The organism is Brevundimonas sp. (assembly GCF_051860745.1).
GTDB lineage: Bacteria > Pseudomonadota > Alphaproteobacteria > Caulobacterales > Caulobacteraceae > Brevundimonas.
This window is the reverse complement of sequence record NZ_JBHYDN010000015.1, coordinates 1-14,637: the sequence shown is the minus strand read 5'-3', so window position 1 is coordinate 14,637 and position 14,637 is coordinate 1. Positions and strand designations below refer to the sequence as shown.

19 protein-coding genes are annotated in these 14,637 nt (G+C 68.1%); 7 read left to right on the top strand and 12 right to left on the bottom strand.

The window, feature by feature from the left end; genetic code table 11:
• Positions 1-76 precede the first annotated feature (76 nt).
• On the top strand, positions 77-640 hold the full coding sequence (locus ACTIEW_RS13645) for a GGDEF domain-containing protein (protein ID WP_439478450.1): 564 nt from the start codon (positions 77-79) through the stop codon (positions 638-640).
• 8 nt (positions 641-648) lie between these two features.
• Here ACTIEW_RS13645 and ACTIEW_RS13640 read toward each other — a convergent pair whose 3' ends face one another.
• From ACTIEW_RS13640 to ACTIEW_RS13630, 3 genes are read right to left on the bottom strand one after another with little or no spacing between them, the layout of a single operon-like run.
• On the bottom strand, positions 649-873 hold the full coding sequence (locus tag ACTIEW_RS13640) for a YdcH family protein (protein ID WP_439478449.1): 225 nt from the start codon (positions 871-873) through the stop codon (positions 649-651).
• Positions 874-909: 36 nt separating this feature from the next.
• On the bottom strand, positions 910-1,374 hold the full coding sequence (locus tag ACTIEW_RS13635; RefSeq protein ID WP_439478448.1) for a TIGR02444 family protein: 465 nt from the start codon (positions 1,372-1,374) through the stop codon (positions 910-912).
• Positions 1,371-1,985: a UbiX family flavin prenyltransferase gene (locus ACTIEW_RS13630; RefSeq protein WP_439478493.1), complete on the bottom strand. Its 615-nt coding sequence runs from the start codon at positions 1,983-1,985 to the stop codon at positions 1,371-1,373. The genes ACTIEW_RS13635 and ACTIEW_RS13630 overlap by 4 nt, the downstream gene beginning before the upstream one ends.
• A 128-nt stretch (positions 1,986-2,113) precedes the next feature.
• On the opposite strand from ACTIEW_RS13630, the gene ACTIEW_RS13625 reads away from it, so the two are divergent.
• Positions 2,114-2,287: a YdcH family protein gene (locus ACTIEW_RS13625; protein ID WP_439478447.1), complete on the top strand. Its 174-nt coding sequence runs from the start codon at positions 2,114-2,116 to the stop codon at positions 2,285-2,287.
• A 156-nt stretch (positions 2,288-2,443) separates the two neighbouring features.
• On the opposite strand, the gene ACTIEW_RS13620 is transcribed toward ACTIEW_RS13625, so the two are convergent.
• The gene (locus ACTIEW_RS13620; RefSeq protein ID WP_439478446.1) at positions 2,444-3,115 is read right to left on the bottom strand and encodes a DUF1013 domain-containing protein; all 672 of its coding nucleotides are present in this window, start codon (positions 3,113-3,115) and stop codon (positions 2,444-2,446) included.
• Between the two features lie 216 nt (positions 3,116-3,331).
• On the opposite strand from ACTIEW_RS13620, the gene ACTIEW_RS13615 reads away from it, so the two are divergent.
• Positions 3,332-3,949: a beta/gamma crystallin-related protein gene (locus ACTIEW_RS13615; protein WP_439478445.1), complete on the top strand. Its 618-nt coding sequence runs from the start codon at positions 3,332-3,334 to the stop codon at positions 3,947-3,949.
• A gap of 4 nt (positions 3,950-3,953) precedes the next feature.
• Here ACTIEW_RS13615 and ACTIEW_RS13610 read toward each other — a convergent pair whose 3' ends face one another.
• Positions 3,954-4,925, bottom strand: coding sequence for an NAD(P)H-quinone oxidoreductase (locus tag ACTIEW_RS13610; RefSeq protein ID WP_439478444.1), 972 nt, complete (start codon positions 4,923-4,925; stop codon positions 3,954-3,956).
• Positions 4,926-4,987: 62 nt separating this feature from the next.
• On the opposite strand from ACTIEW_RS13610, the gene ACTIEW_RS13605 reads away from it, so the two are divergent.
• Together ACTIEW_RS13605 and rcdA are read left to right on the top strand one after the other, a co-directional pair.
• Entirely contained in the window at positions 4,988-5,212 is a 225-nt protein-coding gene (locus ACTIEW_RS13605; RefSeq protein ID WP_284222166.1) for a DUF1192 domain-containing protein, read from the top strand.
• Positions 5,213-5,320: 108 nt separating this feature from the next.
• The gene (gene rcdA / locus ACTIEW_RS13600; RefSeq protein ID WP_439478443.1) at positions 5,321-5,836 is read left to right on the top strand and encodes a protease adaptor protein RcdA; all 516 of its coding nucleotides are present in this window, start codon (positions 5,321-5,323) and stop codon (positions 5,834-5,836) included.
• Between the two features lie 5 nt (positions 5,837-5,841).
• Here rcdA and ACTIEW_RS13595 read toward each other — a convergent pair whose 3' ends face one another.
• Both ACTIEW_RS13595 and rpmE read right to left on the bottom strand, forming a co-directional pair.
• Positions 5,842-7,398 carry a L,D-transpeptidase family protein gene (locus tag ACTIEW_RS13595; RefSeq protein ID WP_439478442.1) on the bottom strand — a complete coding sequence of 519 codons (1,557 nt, stop codon included), beginning with the start codon at positions 7,396-7,398 and terminating at the stop codon, positions 5,842-5,844.
• 176 nt (positions 7,399-7,574) lie between these two features.
• Positions 7,575-7,799 carry a 50S ribosomal protein L31 gene (gene rpmE / locus ACTIEW_RS13590; protein ID WP_292028857.1) on the bottom strand — a complete coding sequence of 75 codons (225 nt, stop codon included), beginning with the start codon at positions 7,797-7,799 and terminating at the stop codon, positions 7,575-7,577.
• A gap of 132 nt (positions 7,800-7,931) precedes the next feature.
• Here rpmE and ACTIEW_RS13585 point away from each other — a divergent pair, with 132 nt between their 5' ends.
• Positions 7,932-9,782 carry an ABC transporter transmembrane domain-containing protein gene (locus ACTIEW_RS13585; protein ID WP_439478441.1) on the top strand — a complete coding sequence of 617 codons (1,851 nt, stop codon included), beginning with the start codon at positions 7,932-7,934 and terminating at the stop codon, positions 9,780-9,782.
• On the opposite strand, the gene ACTIEW_RS13580 is transcribed toward ACTIEW_RS13585, so the two are convergent.
• The 3 genes from ACTIEW_RS13580 to ACTIEW_RS13570 form a co-directional block, all read right to left on the bottom strand.
• A complete protein-coding gene (locus ACTIEW_RS13580; protein WP_439478440.1) occupies positions 9,779-10,822 on the bottom strand; it encodes a 2OG-Fe(II) oxygenase in 1,044 nt (347 codons plus the stop codon). The two genes, ACTIEW_RS13585 and ACTIEW_RS13580, sit on opposite strands and share 4 nt — an antisense overlap.
• 44 nt (positions 10,823-10,866) lie before the next feature.
• On the bottom strand, positions 10,867-11,277 hold the full coding sequence (locus ACTIEW_RS13575; RefSeq protein WP_439478439.1) for a DUF1761 domain-containing protein: 411 nt from the start codon (positions 11,275-11,277) through the stop codon (positions 10,867-10,869).
• Positions 11,278-11,357: 80 nt separating this feature from the next.
• The gene (locus ACTIEW_RS13570; protein WP_439478438.1) at positions 11,358-11,795 is read right to left on the bottom strand and encodes an HIT family protein; all 438 of its coding nucleotides are present in this window, start codon (positions 11,793-11,795) and stop codon (positions 11,358-11,360) included.
• Between the two features lie 102 nt (positions 11,796-11,897).
• Here ACTIEW_RS13570 and ACTIEW_RS13565 point away from each other — a divergent pair, with 102 nt between their 5' ends.
• On the top strand, positions 11,898-12,263 hold the full coding sequence (locus tag ACTIEW_RS13565; protein ID WP_439478437.1) for a phage holin family protein: 366 nt from the start codon (positions 11,898-11,900) through the stop codon (positions 12,261-12,263).
• Positions 12,264-12,267: 4 nt separating this feature from the next.
• Here ACTIEW_RS13565 and ACTIEW_RS13560 read toward each other — a convergent pair whose 3' ends face one another.
• Positions 12,268-13,416 (bottom strand): GNAT family N-acetyltransferase, encoded by a 1,149-nt coding sequence (locus ACTIEW_RS13560; protein ID WP_439478436.1) that lies wholly within the window; start codon positions 13,414-13,416, stop codon positions 12,268-12,270.
• Between the two features lie 157 nt (positions 13,417-13,573).
• A complete protein-coding gene (locus tag ACTIEW_RS13555) occupies positions 13,574-14,032 on the bottom strand; it encodes a RidA family protein (RefSeq protein ID WP_439478435.1) in 459 nt (152 codons plus the stop codon).
• Positions 14,033-14,637 lie beyond the last annotated feature (605 nt).

Here is a 14,637-nt window from a genome sequence, read left to right as displayed (position 1 = left end):
GCGCCCGCAACCGACAGCGTTAGGCTCACAGGTGGCCGGACGTGTTGAGTCGCCGGCCGGGGAGCCTTCTCTGCTCGTGACCGACGCGGCCGTCATCGACCCCCAAGCCGAGATCGAGCGCCTGCGCGCCGAGGTCGAAGCCCTGCGCCTGCGCGCCGAGGCGGCCGAGGCGGCGGCCGATCACGACGTGCTGACGCCGGCCCTGAACCGGCGCGGCTTCGTGACGGCGATGCGCAGCGCCATGGCCTTCTGCCAGCGGCATGAGGTGCCGGCGGTGCTGCTGTATCTCGATCTCGACGGCTTCAAGAACGTCAATGACACACTGGGCCATGCAGCGGGCGACGCCGCCCTGGTGCATGTGGCCGATCTGTTGCGGGCCAATCTGCGCGAATCGGACGCGGTCGGCCGGCTGGGTGGGGACGAGTTCGGGCTGTTGATGCTGAACGCCGGTCTCGACGAGGGCCGCGACAAGGCCCGACGTCTGGCCGCCGCGCTGGAGGCCGACGGATTCGTCTGGGCCGGGGAGCAGGCGCCGCTGGGCGGTTCATTCGGCGTCCGCGCCTTCGCCGGCCACACGGATCCGGAGGTCTGGCTGGCCGAGGCCGACGCGGCCATGTGGGTGCGCAAGAAGGGTCGCTGACGCGGCCCTCAGGCGATGATGTCGGGCAGGATGCGGTCCTCGATCTTGGTGATCTCGTCCCGCAGGGTCAGCTTCTTCCGCTTCAGGCGCGCGATCATCAGCTGATCCGGCACGGGCATGTGGCCGAGGGCCTCGATGGAGGCGTCGAGGTCGGCGTGCTCGAGCTGAAGCACCTTGAGCCGGGCGTGCAGCGCCAGATCTTCTTCGCTCAGAAAAGGTTCGTCGTCGTTCATGTCGGGCCCTGTCGGGGGATCATACTGTGCGTCGCGTCAGGCCGGAAGGCGGTCGGCCAGCCGAACCAGTCCGGCGCGCGGAGTCATCGGCGACCAGACGCGGGCCGCCGCCACCAGTGTATCGATCGGCGGCTGCGGCGGGCTGGAGGGTCCGGGGGCGAGGGCCTCCAGAGCGGCCAGCAGGCGGCGCTCCGCCTCCAGCTCCACTGCCTTGACCTGGGCCCGGACGGCTTCGCGGTCGGCGTCGTCGAGGTCGGGGGCGCGGGGCTTCAGCGCGCGGCGCACGGCGCGCAGGGGGGCGATGGCGGTCTCCTGCCAGGCCCGGGCGGTGTCGCTTGCGGCCTCGAAGGCGTCCTCATCGGGGACGCGCCCCGTGCGGGCGCACCAGGCGGCCCAGAGCAGCAAGGGCACGTTCTGGCCGGCGGCGTCCTGAAGCTCCAGACAGGCGTCGGCGACTCCATCGGCGGCGTATGCCATGAGCGCCCAGTCCCACAGACTCATTCCGCCGATGGTCCCTTGAGGCCGTCCCAGCGTCGCACGGCGGACCAGTCGAGGCCGAACAGGTCCAGCGCCCGCCCGACGGACTGATCGACCATCTCGGCGATCGAGGCGGGCTGGGCGTAGAAGGCGGGCAGGGGCGGGGCGATGACCGCGCCCATCTCGGTCAGGGCGGTCATGGTGCGCAGGTGGCCCAGGTGCAGGGGCGTCTCGCGCACCATCAGCACCAGCGGGCGGCGCTCCTTCAGCACCACGTCAGCGGCGCGCGTCAGGAGGGTCGAGGTCACGCCGGTGGCGATCTCGCTCATGGTGCGGACCGAGCAGGGGGCGACGATCATCCCCATGGTCCGGAACGACCCGGAGGCGATCGAGGCGCCGACGTCATTGAGCCGATGCGACACGTCGGCGCGGGCCAGCAGGTCGTCGGCGGAATGGTCAGTTTCCTGCGACAGGGTCAGCAGGGCGGCCCGGGTGACGACCAGATGGCTCTCGACGCCCAGTTCGCGCAGGGCGTCCAGCACGCGGACCCCGTAAGTGACGCCGGACGCTCCGGAAATTCCAACAATCAGTCTGGGGGGCGTGGGGCCGGAAGGGTTCCGTACGGCTCTGTTCACATCTTCGGCCAATTCGGGCTCCAGGGTGGTCCGTATCAGGACGGTCGGCAGTTCACTGGAATGTGATTCTACAGCCGGTCAGACCCGGCGCTGACTGTACTGGTCCCTTAGACATGGAGGCGCAAGCCATGACCATCGAAGCTCGTATCCGCGAACTGGGAAACCGTCACCGCAACCTGGATGAGACCATCCGGAAGGAGACGACCCACCCGGCCACGGACTCGCTTCGCGTAAGGGAGCTCAAGTTGCAGAAGCTCCGGCTCAAGGAACAAATCACCAGCCTGGAGGCCTCGGCGCATTAGCGAGGCCTCCCGAAAGAACAACGGCCCCGGGAGCGATCCCGGGGCCGTTTTTTCTTTCCTCCCCCATGGGGGAGGTGGATCGTCGGCGGAGCCGGCGAGACGGAGGGGCCCCTCCACCGCTACGCGGTCCCCCTCCCCCGGTGGGGGAGGAATGCTTCAGTCCTTGGAGCCGAACACCGAGGCTGCGGTCGGTTCGGCGCCGCGGCGCTCGCGGGCTTCCGGCACGAACTCGGGCTCGGCAGGCTCCGCAGCGGCGTCGACGGGTTGCAGGGTGGCTCCGCCCTTTTTGGCGTCGTCCTTCGCCTTCTTGTCCGCGGCCTTCCTGACCAGTTCGTCCAGGGCCAGCTGGCCGACCAGACCCAGGGTCACGGGGTCGACCGGCTTGATGTTGGGGCTGTTCCAGTGGGTGCGGTTGCGCACGCTCTCGATGGTCGACTTGGTGGTGCCGAGCATCTTGGCGATCTGGGCGTCGGTCACCTCGGGGTGGTTGCGGACGAACCACATGATGGCGTCCGGGCGGTCCTGACGGCGCGAAACCGGCGTATATTTCGGCGGCGCCTTGTGGACCTTCAGAAGTTCGGCGTGGCGGCTGACCACGGCCAGCATGCGGTAGGCCTCATCGTTCTGGGCCCTGTCCAGCTCTTCGCGGGTCAGCTGGCCGTTGACCAGCGGATCTGCGCCGCGGATGTCCCGGGCCACGTCGCCGTCGGCGATGCCGCGCACTTCCAGCGGATGCAGGCCGCAGAAATCGGCGATCTGTTCGAAGGTCAGCGAGGTATTGTCGACCAGCCAGACCGCGGTGGCCTTGGGCATCAGGATGTCGGTCATGGGGGCGTTCCGGTGCTTGTTCGAGCCCGAAAACCGGGCTCTGGATACGACGGCGCCCGGCCTTTCGACCGGGCGTTGATGATCGCGATATAGTCCCATTCGCCAGAAAAGAAAACGGAACCCGACAAGCGCGTACAGCCAAGGTTCATCCTGGCTCCGCAACGGTGGCTGCACAGACGCGTTGGGCGTTGAGAACGTTTTTTGGGAGGAACTTCCATGCTGATCGAAATGCTGGCCGCCGCGGCGGTCGTCACCGGCGCCGGACAGGAGTTCGCTCCGCAGATCCCGGGCGGTCCCGAGCGGGTCGCGCCGCGCGGCGACTATCGCGACAGCTGCAGCGGCGAATATGTGAACCGGGGCCGGCTCTATGCCGACTGCCGCAACAACCGTGGGCAGATCCGCGGCACCTCGATCGAGCTGAACCGCTGCTCCGACTACGAGATTCGCAACCGTGACGGCCTGCTGGTCTGTGGCCCAAACCGCGGAGAGTATGAGGATCGTCCGGGCGGCGGTGGCTGGCCCGATCGTCCTGATCGTCCGGATCGGCCCGGCGGCGGCTGGGGAGGTGGTCGCAACTCCGTCACCATCTTCCGGGACGCGAATTTCCGTGGAGCCTCATTCCGTTTCGACAATGAAATGCCGAACCTGGCCAACACCGGCTTCAACGACGCCATTTCGTCGATGCAGTTCCGGGGCGAGTGGGAGGCCTGCACGGACGCCCATTATCGCGGCCACTGCCAGACCTTCCGGGATGATGTCCGGAACCTGCAGCGCTGGGGCATGAACGACCGCATATCGTCGCTGCGCCCGGTTCGCGGCGGCGGTCGCTGGTAGCCCTTCAGGTCGTCAGCACGATCTTGCCGACATGGCCGCCTGCCTCCAGCCGGAGGTGGGCGGCCGATGCCTGTTCCAGCGGGAAGGTCGCCTCAACCGGCGGCCGGACCGCGCCGGCGGCGACCCAGGGCCATGCTGTAACCTCCACAGCGGCTATCAGCCGGGCCTTCTCGTCGGCGGGTCTGGCCCGAAGGGTCGAACCGGTCAGGCTGATCCGCTTCATCATCAGCCGGGCCAGATCGACCTGCGCCAGCGCGCCCGACTGGGTGGCGATCACCACCCAGCGACCGAAGGGATTCAACGCGGCCTGATTGAGGGCGGCGTAGTCGGCCCCGACCATGTCCAGCACCACGTCGGCGCCGCCGAAGGTCCGGATTGCCGCCTCCATGTCGTCAGCGGCGGCGTCGAGGCTGAGGTCGGCGCCGAGAAGGCCCGCGGCTTTGGCCTTCGCGGCCCCGCGCGAGGTGGCGATCACGCGCGCGCCGGCCGCCTTGGCCATCTGGATGGCGGTGACCCCGATGCCGCTGGTGGCTCCATGGATCAAAAGGGTCTCGCCCGCCTTCAGGGCGCCGGACTCGAAGACATTCGCGAAAACGGTGCAGACCGTCTCGGGCAGGGCGGCGGCCTGGACAAAATCCATGTCGCTCGGGACGGGCAGGGCGTGGCGGGCGACAACGACGGCGAACGCCGCATAGCCGCCTCCACCCAGCAGGGCGCAGACGCGGTCTCCGGCGGACCAGCGCGTCACGCCGCCACCAACCTGATCGACCTCTCCCGCGACCTCCAGACCGGGAATGTCCGATGCGCCGGGCGGGGCGGGGTAGCGGCCCATCCGCTGCAGGATGTCGGGCCGGTTGATCCCGGCGGCCCGGACCCGGATGCGAATCTGGCCCGGTCCGGCGACCGGATCGGGACGTTCGGTCAGGACCAGGGACTCCGCGGAACCGGAATCGCCCGCGATCTCGACTACCCGCATTCACCTGCCCCGTTCTTGCAATCGTCCGTATCCGGGCGTTGAAATAGGCTGTTGCGTACCGGATGACCACGAAGGAGGCGGCGATGTTCGAGGATCTGGAGCCCCGTCCGGCGCGCGGAGCCCCTCTGATCGCCCTTACGCGCGAGGATCTGGACGGCTATTCGGTCGAGGACCTGAAACAGCGGATCGCCGGGCTGCAGGCCGAGATCGACCGTTCCAACGCCGCTATCGAAGGCAAGTCGTCGCAACGCAATGCGGCCGACGCCATGTTCAATTTCCGGCCATAGCCCTGACGACCCTCCGTCTGGCATGGCCGTTGCACACCGTGGAAGCGCCGCGCCATGCCGTGCCGGTCGTGATACGGATGCGCCTGTCCCATGAGTCTGGTTGAGTTCATGCCCACTGACGTCCCGATGCTTTCGCCTGGGGGCCGCAGCCGCGCCGCGGTCGTGGACGACTTCGCGCGTTCAGAACTGTTCGACCGCACCTTCCGGGAGGGGATGGAGCTGGTCGAGGAGACCGCATCCTATCTGGACGGCGACGGGCGTCGGGAATCCAAGCTGCTGTCGCGGTCCACGGCCCTGCTCTACGCCGGCGAAAGCATGAAGCTGACCACCCGGTTGATGCAGATCGCCTCATGGCTGCTGGTTCAGCGGGCCGTGCGTGAGGGGGACATGACGGCTGAGGCGGCCTGCGAGGCGCGCTATCGCCTGGCCGACCGCACGGCGGCGACCGGAGTCAGCCATCCGGAACTGCCGATCGCCCTGGTCGAGTATCTGGTGCGGACCGAAAAACTGTACGACCGGGTCCTGCATCTGGATCGGCGCATGTATCTCGACGAGCCCGAAGAGGACGCGGTCAATCCGGTGCAGAGCCAGCTGGACAGGCTGACGGCCGCGTTCCGAATCTAGAAGTCCTACGGCCCGACGTCGTTCGCGACCCGCGCGCCGTCATCGACCGGCTTGGGCAGGCTGAGGGCGATGCCGAGGGCTTCCGCCAGTTTGGCGTCCCGCTCATAGACATCCTCGCGGAAGGCGACGCGGCCCTGGCCGTCGACGAAGGCGGTCCAGTACAGCAGGCGCACGCTGATCTCGCGACCGGTTGAGATACGCTTGGTCTCGCGCGTGTCCTGGGCGTTGTCGAACTGCTCCAGCAGGACCGGATCGGGGGACAGCAGCAGGCGGGCGAAGTCGACCGCGCCCTGGACCCGCACGCAACCGTGGCTGCGCTGGCGCATGGCCAGGTTGAAGACGGCCTTGGACGGGGTGTCGTGCAGGAAGATGGCGTAGCTGTCGCGCAACTCGAACTTCACATAGCCGAGGGCCGCGTTGGGGCCGGCGCGCTGGATCACCGTGCCGTTGGAAATGTACATGTTCTGGCTGGCCAGATAACCGGGGCCGCGCGGCAGGATCTCGTTTCGGGCGATCGAGGCGGGGACATACCAGGGCGGATTGGCCACGACCGAGGCAAACGGCTTCTCGAGGCTGGGCGTCTGGTTGCTGGGAGAACCGCAGACGACACGGTTCGAATGAACCGGGCGGCCGTCCTTCCAATAGACCATGATGGCGGCGGCCGTGTTGACCTCGATCCGCTCGGGCGAGACCTCGCGTTTCAGCCAACGGCGGCGTTCCAGGTTCAGAGCGATCTGGCGTGCGCGGTCCTCGGCCGAAGCCGACAGCGAACGCTGGCTGCCGGTGCCGAGCCGGCCATCGGCGACAAGGCCGTGGCGGGCCTGGAAGCCGCGGGCCGCGGCCTGGAGCTCGGGGCCATAGACGATGCCCATTTCGGTTAGCCGTGCGCCGTCGGCGGCGGGCAAGTCGCCCTCGGCGACCAGACGCTGGATCAGCACGGGGATGCGGACATCGCTCATGCCCGGCTCGATGGTCGCGCCCTGACGGAAGGCGGGCCAGCCGCCGTCGCGAATCAGGCGACGATAGCGGACATAGCCGGCGGAAAGGTTGGAATAGCCGATGTCGGTCGGAGCCAGCCCTTCAAACCAGTCGACAAGACGGTTCTGGGCGAGCGCGTCGTTCAGCCCGACGGGCAGGTCGACGCGGTTCTTCTGCATCTCCCAAAGGTCTTCGACGGTCTCGGGGCGAACCCGGCCCTCGGCGAGAACCCGGCCATAGCCCATGGCGGCGGCGGTGGTGCGCATTTCGGCGGCGTCGGGCGCCGATGCGAGGGCTTCGAAGTCGAAATAGTCGGTTTGGGAAAGACCATGGCGCTCGGCGCGGCCGGCGGCGGTCTGGAGTGCGCGGAGGCGTTCGGGCGTCCAGACGGGACGCCAGCCGTTCAACTCATAGAAGGCGCGGACATCGGGCTGGATCGTCGCCGGCAGGCGCGCCAGCTGATCGTTGAAGCTGTCATAGAAGGCGACAGCGCCCGGGTCGCGGGTCTGGGCCCGGGCCGCCAGTCCAATGGTCGACGCAAAAGCCGACACGGCCGCGCCCAGTCCCAGTTGCCGTCGATTCATCGTCAAGATCTCTTCGCCCGCTTCGACACGGGACCCCACGTCCACGCCCCCGAAGCCAACGCCACCATGTTATCGGCGTTCCGGGCAAACAGAAAGGCGCCGGTCCGGAGACCGACGCCTTTGTGGTCGTCTTGCCGCAGGGTGTGGCCCGAAAGCCCGGCCCGCGCGGAACAGCCCTACTTCTTGATGAAGCCGGCGAACTTGTTGTTGAAGCGCGAAACGCGACCGCCGCGGTCCAGCAGGTGCTGGTTGCCGCCGGTCCAGGCCGGGTGGGTCAACGGATCGATATCCAGGTTCAGGACGGCGCCTTCCTTCTGGTAGGTCGAGCGCGTCTGATAGGTCGTACCATCGGTCATCGTCACGGTGATGAAGTGGTAGTCGGGGTGCGTATCCGCCTTCATGGTCCTGGTCCGGTCTCTGCGCGATGACGATGCCGACCGTCGGAGCGCGAAAATGAGAAATCCCGCCATTTGGGGCGGGAATGAGCGGCGGCGTTTACACCGGGGGCCGTTCCGGGGCAAGAGGCGCGCGCCATGACAGATGCAACCGCCAATCCCGACGCCGCCGCCGACATCCGGGGACGACCCGGCGCGGGCGCCCAACTGGCCGAACAGATGGGCGAGGCCGGAGAGCGCCGGGAGCGGCGCCGGGACGTTCGCCCGCTCGGCCGGTTGTTCCCCTATGCGATGCGGCACAAGGGCCATGTCGCCATGGCCGGGTTCTGGCTGATCATGTCCACAGCCGCCTCTCTGGCCCTGACGGCCGCCGCCCGCGGCGCGATCGACAATGGATTCGAGAACAACGGGGCGCAGTTGAACCTGTGGTTCCTGCTGCTCGGCGCCAACGCCCTGTTCCTCGGCTTCGCCACGGCGGTCCGCTACTATTTCGTCACCAAGACCGGCGAGCGGGTCATCGCCGACCTGCGCAAGGGGCTGTTCGGGCGGATCCTGACGCTGGACCCGGCCTTTTACGCCTCGATGCGGACGGGCGAGGTGCTGTCGCGCCTGACCACCGACATCGCCCTGGTTGAGACCCTGCTGACGACCTCGGTGTCGTTCGCCCTGCGCAATTTCCTGACCCTGGTCGGCGGGACGGCGCTGCTGTTCGTGGTCAGTCCCAAGCTGACCGGCATGGTGCTGCTGGTGGTGCCGCTGCTGCTGGGACCGATCTTCCTGTTCGGGCGGACGGTGCGAAAGCTGACGGTCGCCTCTCAGGACCGGTTCGCCAACGCCGTTGGCTTCGCCGGCGAGAGCGTGGACGCGATCGAGACGGTGCAGGCCTTCGGGCGCGAAGCCAGCGCCATCGAGCGCTTCGGCGCCGCGGTAGAGGCGGCGTTCGGCGTCTCGCTGGTGCGGATGAAGGCGCGGGCCTTGATGACCGCCATGATCATCGTGGTGATGTTCGGCGGCGTGACCCTGGTGCTGTGGCTGGGCGCCCAGGATGTGATCGCCGGACGGATGACGCCGGGGGCCCTGCTGCAGTTCGTGCTGCTGTCGGTGTTCGCCGCCGGGGCGGTCGGGGCGCTGGGCGAGAGCTGGGGCGACGTGCAGAAGGCCGCCGGGGCCATGGAGCGGATTGACGAACTGATGCGCAGCGAGGCGGCCATCCGCCCGCCCGAGACGCCCGTGGTCCTGCCCGAGCCGCCAACCGGCGAGGTTTCGATGTCCGCCGTCCAGTTCGCCTATCCGGGACGACCCGACCTGCCGGCGCTCAAGGGCTTCTCGCTGACGGTGCGGCCGGGTGAGACGGTGGCGCTGGTCGGGCCGTCGGGCGCGGGCAAGAGCACGGTCTTCCGCCTGCTGCTGCGATTCTACGATCCGCAGGCCGGCGTCGTCTCGGTGGACGGGGTGGATGTGCGTTCCGCCGATCCTGTCGCGGTGCGCGGCCGGTTCGCCTGGGTGTCGCAGGAGGCGCCGCTGTTCTCGGGTTCCGCCAGCGAAAACATCCGCTTCGGACGCGAGGACGCCAGCGACGAGGCGGTTCGCGCCGCCGCCGAAGAGGCGCAGGCGCTGGGCTTTGTCGAAGCCCTGCCGGAAGGGTTCGATACCCCGCTTGGCGAACGCGGCAAGAGCCTGTCGGGCGGCCAGCGTCAGCGGATGGCCATCGCCCGGGCGCTGGTCCGCGATGCCCCGATCCTGCTGCTGGACGAGGCGACCTCGGCGCTGGACGCCGAGAACGAACGGCTGGTGCAGGCGGCGCTGGATCAGGCCATGCAGGGCCGGACGACCATCGTCATCGCCCACCGTCTGGCCACCGTGTTGCGGGCCGACCGGATCGTGGTGATGGAGGACGGCCGGGTGGTGCAGGAAGGCACGCACCAGTCGCTTATGGCCCAGGGCGGCCTGTACGCCCGTCTGGCCGAGCTCCAGTTCCGGGCCGATTAGGCGGTCAGGGCCGGGTCGAGGTATTTGAGGTTGGCCTGACGAACCTGGGCCGCCGCCTCATCATAAAGGAAGGGCAGGAAGGCGAACCGTTCGCCCTTCGTGACCGTCATGGCCTCGTGCAGGATCGAGCAGGAGAAGACCACCGCACCGCCGGGCGGGGGACGCCAGGTGTGCGGCCCGAATTCGGGGAACCGCAGATCGCCGCCCTCATAGTCCGCGTTCAGATTGATCGAGACCGCGAACCGCCGGTGGGCCGTGCCCCTGGTGGTGTTGTCGCGATGCGGGCGGAAGAAGCCGCCGGTTTCGGCGTCATAGCGGGCGACCAGATAGCGTTCGATCCGCGTGGCCTTGAAGTTGAAGGCCTTCTGGATCTGCGGCAGCAGGCGGCGGGTCAGCCGGGCGACGACCTGCTTCTGCAGCGTCTCATCCTCGATGAGCACATCCGAGCGGCGCTTGTGGTCCTTGTCCGTCATCAGGGTGGTGACGCCATCCACCTCGCGCATGAAGCCGGAGGGCTGTCCCCCGATCCCGCGGTAGAGGGCGATCAGTTGCTCGCAGAAGGCGGGTTCGAAGATGCGCGGCGTCAACAGCACAGGCGCGGAGCCCTCGGGTCCGCCGTGGCGTCCGGGCGGCGGCAGGGTCGGAGTCCGGTCGACAAGCGCGGCAGCCTGGTCCGCCCCGACGATCGCCATGACGTGCAGGGCCGGGTCGACCAGGCACCAGCGTTCAGCGTCAACGGCGTCATAGAGGGCGGCGACCGCGCCATCCTCGTCGAACAGGAAGCGCAGCCCGGGGAGACTGTTCTCGCGCTTCCTGCGGCCCTTGTCCTTGCCGACAATGACGACGAAGGCGCTGGCGTGAGCGTCGTTGAAGGCCGCGCGCTGCCGTTCGATCGTGGCGAGGGCGCGGGCGACCGCCGGACCAGCCGGAACAATGGCCAACAGCAGATAACGGCCCGCCGCCGCGTCGAAGACGTAGCGGGGATTGCTGACTCCAGCGGTCGCGAAGGTGGGAGCGGGATCGCCGTACAGAAGCGCCATGATCGGCACGATGCACGGGAAACCGCCCCTGCTTCAAGATCGCGTCAGGCTTTCGGCTTCATGCGCAGCCCGCCGATGAGGGCGCCGCCGACGGCATAGACGACCAGCAGATGGCTCCAGTCGATGGGCAGCAGGCCCATGGGGCTGGTCTGGTAGATGAAGCCATAGGCCGAGGTCATCAGGGCGAAGGCGACGCCGGCGACGAGGCCGATCTTCAGGCCGCCCATCCAGCTCGCGGCGCCGTCACGGGCGATGAACCAGCCCAGACCGACCATGGTGATGAAGGTCTGGACCAGACCCAGCATCATCCACATCGGATCTCCACCGCTTTCGTCGGAGACGCCGGTGAGGGCCATCCATTTCTCGGCGAAGATCAGGCCGTACCAGAGAAAGCCGATGAAGAAGGCGACCACCGTCGCCACGACAATGCCAAGCCAGTTAAATTTCGCGGTCATCTTGCGCCCTCCCAAGGCCGGCGATGTGTCGCCGTCGGGTGATGCTTACGCCTGACAGGCGAGTGGTCAAGGAACAGTGTTCAGTCGAGCGCGGCGGCAATCCGGTCGGCGAGCGCGCGCAGGACGGCGGCGTCGGCCATCGGGGCGTGGCCATGGCCCTTCATCGGCCGGTCCGTCCAACGCGGGATGATATGGAAATGCAGATGGAAGACGGTCTGGCCTCCGGCCTCACCGTTGAGCTGCATAATCTGGAAGCCATCGGGCGACAGGGCTTTTTCGACGGCGCGGGCCGTGCGCTGGACGGCGGCGGTCAGGCGATCGAGGGCCTCGGGCTCGATCTCAAGCAGGGAGGGGGCGGTCGAGGTCTTCGAGATGACGAGGACATGGCCTTCCGACTGGGGGAAGACGTCCATGAAGGCCAGGACGTGTTCGTCCTCCCAGACATTCGCCGAGGGGATTTCGCCGCGCAGGATCTTTGCGAAGATATTGTCGGGATCGTAGGCGTGGTGAAGGCTCATCGCGGGCTCCGTGGCTCGCCCACACCGTAGCAACCGGCGGCGGAAACGGGGAGCCCGGCGCGCGGTTTCGCGTTATTGTGCCGCTCGAGTCGGGAGAGAGCCATGCTTCGTTTCATCGTGCAGTTTCTGGTCACCTGCTTCGGCCTGTGGCTGTCGTCGCGGGTCGTGGACGGGGTGGATTTCCTGTCCAACGGATCACTGCTGGCGGCGGCCCTGCTGTTGGGGATCGCCAACGCCGTGGTGCGGCCGATCCTGACCTTCGTCACCTTTCCGCTGACCATCATCACCTTCGGCCTGTTCCTGCTGGTGGTGAACGCCGCCATGATCGGACTGGTGGCCAGCCTGCTGGGCGGGTTCGTGGTCGACGGCCTGTGGGCGGGTATCGGAGCGGCGGTCGTCACCGGCATCGTCAGCTGGATCGCGGGCTGGTTCATCGGCGAGGATCCGAAGCGCGCGGCGGCGACTTGAGACGTCATTCGCCCCTCCGGAAGGGCGACAACTCGGCGGTCATGACGTCGATCTCGGCCGCGACCGCCGGCCGTTCACCTTCCAGATAGCAGGCGACCGGCTCGCGCAGCGCCGGGTCAGCGATGAAATGGGCCGAGAAGACGGGGGAGGGCAGGTAGCCGCGGGCGATCTTGTGCTCGCCCTGCGCTCCGGCCTCGACGCGGGACAGGCCGCGCGAAATCGCGAACTCGATGGCCTGGTAGTAACAGAGCTCGAAATGGAGGAAGGGCACCTCCTCCAATGCGCCCCACTGGCGGCCGTAGAGGGCGTCGCGGCCGATCAGGTTGAGCGCCCCGGCGATGGCGACATCGTCCCGGAAGGCCATCACCAGGGCGATGCGGTCGGCCATGGTCGCGCCGAGGCGGCTGAAGAAGTCGCGGGTCAGATAGGGCCGGCCCCATTTGCGCTCGCCGGTGTCCATGTAGAAGGCGAAGAAGGCGTCCCAGTGCGCTTCCGTGATGTCCGCGCCGGTCAGGACGCGGATGTCGAGCCCGGCCCGGGCCTCGCGGCGTTCGCGGCGGATGGTCTTGCGGCGGCTGGACGACAGGGCCGACAGGAAGTCGTCAAAGGTCGCATAGCCGTCGTTGCGCCAGACGTACTGCATGTCCTGGCGTTGCAGCAGGCCGGCCTCGCCCATGGCGGTCCAGTCGTCCCCGGTCGGGAAGTTGACGTGGAGGGAGGAGACGCCGAGCCGTTCGGTGAGGGCGATCGCGCCCTGCAGCAGGGCTTGGCGGACCGTGGCGGCGTCAGCCCCGGGATGGGCGAGGAAGCGCGGGCCGGTGACCGGGGTGAAGGGAACGGCAGCCAGCAGCTTGGGATAGTAGCGACCGCCGGCGCGCTCGTATGCATCGGCCCAGCTGTGGTCGAAGACGTATTCGCCCTGGCTGTGACCCTTGAGCCAGAGAGGCATGACGCCGAGGACCCGGTCAGTCGCGTCGCGGACGGCGAGGTGGCGGCCGGCCCAGCCCTCGGCGGGGACGGCGCTGCCGGAGGTCTCGCAAGCATCCAGAAAGTCGAAGGAGACGAACGGGTCGCCGGTGGGAGCCGCGCAGGCATCCCAGGCCTCGCGGCCTATGTCGGCGACCCGGTTGTGGACCTGGATCTGGAAACTCAATTCCGCTCATCCCGGCGAAAGCCGGGACCCGGTTCTGTCCAGCTTGACGCCGGCGTTCGGGGATTGGCGGCTGTACGCATCAGGCTGCACCGTTCACCCAAAGCACTGGGTCCCGGCTTTCGCCGGGATGAGCGGAATATGTCCGCAACAGGACCGATCAGCGAACTTCCACGATGGCGTCCACCTCGACCGCGAAGCCGAGGGGGAGTTTGTAGACGCCGACGGCCGAGCGGGCGTGGCGGCCCTTGTCGCCGAATACCTCGACCATCAGGTCCGAGCAGCCGTTGATGACGGCGGGAATGGCGATGAAGTCGCCGGCGGCCTGGACGAAGCCGCCCAGTTTGACGACGCGGACGACGCGCTCGAGATCGCCGTCGAGGGCGGCGCTGATCTGGGCCAGCAGGTTGACGCCGCACATGCGGGCGGCGGCCTGGGCCTGTTCCGGGGTGACGTCGTCGCCGACCGTGCCCTTGATCCCGCCCGCGGCGTCGTTCGACAGCTGGCCCGAGATGTGGACCAGGTTGCCGGTCTGCACATAGGGCACATAGTTGGCGACGGCCCTGGCGGGTTCCGGCAGGCTGATGCCGAGTTCGGCGAGGCGGGCGGTGACGGTCATGGGCAGGGCTCCTGAAGGTTCGGCGGCGGTTTAGCGCGGGTTGAGGCGTGCGTCATCGCTCTTCGGCGTTTCCGCGGAAAAGTGAGGGGAGGGCGCGGGGCGGCCGGGCCTCGCCCGGTGCTTTGATTGTTTTACCGTTTCGACGAAGCAGACCTGCCCCGCGCAGCCGTTTTCCACGCGCCCCGCCGGCTGGCGGCCGTTCTCGGGCCTCACCGGCTGCCCGGCCCGCCCTTGCGGGAAGACCGGACGGCGGAACGTGCTGACTGTGTCAGTAGCGGTTCCATCCCCAGGCGCGCGGCGAGCAAGCAGAGGCCATCCATCGACCTCCACGAGGACCCCCGGGCTCTCCTCCGCCCGGGCTTCATCGCTCGACCACAGCCCGCCGCCATCGAGGAGCGTGGATCCGACGCCCTCCCCACCGACGGGATGGGCCGGAGTCTAGGCCGGGGGCCAGCTGTGGCGGGATAAGGACGCTGTATTTTTTTGAAGGCGTGCAGAATCAGATGGTTGGCGGCGCGGGATATGCTGACAATCGGCGGATTGGCAGCATAGTTCCTGTCTCCTCCCTGTCGCGCAGCGATGGGGAGGTGGCGCGGCGCACCTTG

Excerpts from the sequence above, each read along its gene's own strand:
- ACTIEW_RS13640 (WP_439478449.1), bottom strand. The coding sequence starts at position 873 with ATGAACGACGACGAACCTTTTCTGAGCGAAGAAGATCTGGCGCTGCAC.
- ACTIEW_RS13635 (WP_439478448.1), bottom strand. The coding sequence starts at position 1,374 with ATGAGTCTGTGGGACTGGGCGCTCATGGCATACGCCGCCGATGGAGTC.
- ACTIEW_RS13625 (WP_439478447.1), top strand. The coding sequence starts at position 2,114 with ATGACCATCGAAGCTCGTATCCGCGAACTGGGAAACCGTCACCGCAAC.
- ACTIEW_RS13620 (WP_439478446.1), bottom strand. The coding sequence starts at position 3,115 with ATGACCGACATCCTGATGCCCAAGGCCACCGCGGTCTGGCTGGTCGAC.
- ACTIEW_RS13615 (WP_439478445.1), top strand. The coding sequence starts at position 3,332 with ATGCTGATCGAAATGCTGGCCGCCGCGGCGGTCGTCACCGGCGCCGGA.
- ACTIEW_RS13610 (WP_439478444.1), bottom strand. The coding sequence starts at position 4,925 with ATGCGGGTAGTCGAGATCGCGGGCGATTCCGGTTCCGCGGAGTCCCTG.
- ACTIEW_RS13605 (WP_284222166.1), top strand. The coding sequence starts at position 4,988 with ATGACCACGAAGGAGGCGGCGATGTTCGAGGATCTGGAGCCCCGTCCG.
- rcdA (WP_439478443.1), top strand. The coding sequence starts at position 5,321 with ATGCCCACTGACGTCCCGATGCTTTCGCCTGGGGGCCGCAGCCGCGCC.
- ACTIEW_RS13595 (WP_439478442.1), bottom strand. The coding sequence starts at position 7,398 with ATGAATCGACGGCAACTGGGACTGGGCGCGGCCGTGTCGGCTTTTGCG.
- rpmE (WP_292028857.1), bottom strand. The coding sequence starts at position 7,799 with ATGAAGGCGGATACGCACCCCGACTACCACTTCATCACCGTGACGATG.
- ACTIEW_RS13585 (WP_439478441.1), top strand. The coding sequence starts at position 7,932 with ATGACAGATGCAACCGCCAATCCCGACGCCGCCGCCGACATCCGGGGA.
- ACTIEW_RS13580 (WP_439478440.1), bottom strand. The coding sequence starts at position 10,822 with ATGGCGCTTCTGTACGGCGATCCCGCTCCCACCTTCGCGACCGCTGGA.
- ACTIEW_RS13575 (WP_439478439.1), bottom strand. The coding sequence starts at position 11,277 with ATGACCGCGAAATTTAACTGGCTTGGCATTGTCGTGGCGACGGTGGTC.
- ACTIEW_RS13570 (WP_439478438.1), bottom strand. The coding sequence starts at position 11,795 with ATGAGCCTTCACCACGCCTACGATCCCGACAATATCTTCGCAAAGATC.
- ACTIEW_RS13565 (WP_439478437.1), top strand. The coding sequence starts at position 11,898 with ATGCTTCGTTTCATCGTGCAGTTTCTGGTCACCTGCTTCGGCCTGTGG.
- ACTIEW_RS13555 (WP_439478435.1), bottom strand. The coding sequence starts at position 14,032 with ATGACCGTCACCGCCCGCCTCGCCGAACTCGGCATCAGCCTGCCGGAA.